The 1,493-nt window shown below is 72.4% G+C and carries 1 protein-coding gene; it reads right to left on the bottom strand.

Annotated elements, in window-relative coordinates; genetic code table 11:
• Positions 1–53: 53 nt before the first annotated feature.
• A complete protein-coding gene (gene rfbH, locus DZF91_RS23915; protein WP_117359556.1) occupies positions 54–1,367 on the bottom strand; it encodes a lipopolysaccharide biosynthesis protein RfbH in 1,314 nt (437 codons plus the stop codon).
• Positions 1,368–1,493 lie beyond the last annotated feature (126 nt).

The following is a 1,493-nucleotide window of genomic DNA, read 5'->3' as shown; positions in this document are numbered from 1 at the left end:
GACGGCCCGGGCGGAGTGGTCCGCCCGGGCCGTCCGCGCCCCCGGTGGCGCGGTCAGGAACGGCCGCGCGACGCCACGTACTCGCGGATGGTGCGGCCGACGTAGTCGGTCATCTCGTCGGTGACACCCGGATAGACGCCGATCCAGAACGTGTGGTCGACGATGGTGTCGCTGTTCTCCAGGCTGCCGACGACCCGGTGCTCCACGTCCCGGTAGGCGGGGTGCCGGAGGATGTTGCCGCTGAACAGCAGCCGGGTCCGGATCTGCTTCTCCTCCAGGTGCCGGACCAGCTCGGTGCGGGTGAACGGCGCGCCGGGGTCGACGGTGATGACGAACCCGAACCAGCTCGGGTTGCTGTCCGGGGTGGGCTCGGGGAGCCGCAGGCCGGGCACGCCGTCCAGCTCGTCCCGCAGCCGCTGCCAGTTCTTGCGCCGGGCCTCGCCGAACGCGGTCAGCCGGTCGAGCTGCGCCAGCCCGAGCGCCGCCTGCAGGTCGGTGGTCTTCAGGTTGTAGCCGATGTGGGAGAACGTGTACTTGTGGTCGTAGCCGAGGGGGAGCGACCCGAGTTCGCAGCTGAACCGCTTGCGGCAGCGGTCGTCCTCGCCGGGCAGGCACCAGCAGTCGCGGCCCCAGTCGCGGTAGGACTGGACGAGCGCCGCCAGCTCCAGGCTCCCGGTGAGGACGCAGCCGCCCTCGCCCATCGCGATGTGGTGCGCCGGATAGAAGCTGACGGTGGCCAGGTCGCCGAACGTCCCGGTCAGTCTGCCCTGGAAGTACGAGCCGACCGCGTCGCAGTTGTCCTCGACGAACCAGAGGCCGTGCTGGTCGGCCAGCTCCTTGATCCCGGCCGCGTCGAACGGGTTGCCGAGCGTGTGCGCGATGATGATCGCCTTGGTCTTCGGCCCGATCGCGGCGGCCACCCGCTCGGGGGTGGTGTTGTAGGTGCCGAGCTCGACGTCCACGAACACCGGGACCAGGCCGTTCTGCACGATCGGGTTCACGGTCGTGGGGAACCCCGCGGCGACGGTGATCACCTCGTCGCCCGGGGCCAGCCGGGTCTCGCCGAGCTCGGGCGCGGTCAGCGCGGACAGCGCGAGCAGGTTCGCCGACGAGCCCGAGTTGACCAGGTGCGCCTTGCGCAGCCCGAAGTGCCGCGCGAACCGCCGCTCGAACCGGGTCGCGGACGGGCCGGCGGCGACCCGCATCTCCAGCGCGGCCTCGACCAGCGCCGTCCGCTCGTCCGCGCCGAACACCGGGCCGGACGACAGCACCGGCGTCCGGCCCTCCTCGAAGCCGTCGTCGCCGGTCTGCTGCTGGTGGTACTCGCGGACGAGGTCGAGGATCCTCGCCTTCAGGTCATCGGTCATGGCAGCTCGTTTCCTTCCGAGGGGGTGAGGCCGGAGGGGGTCGGATCGGCGGGGACGGGATCGGCCCGCCCGCGGTCGGTGGCGGCGCGGTCGGTGGCGGCGCGGCCGGTGGCGGCACGGCCGGCG

Source organism: Actinomadura logoneensis, from assembly GCF_003428695.1.
Lineage (GTDB): Bacteria > Actinomycetota > Actinomycetes > Streptosporangiales > Streptosporangiaceae > Spirillospora > Spirillospora logoneensis.
This window is presented reverse-complemented; position numbering and strand designations above follow the sequence as displayed.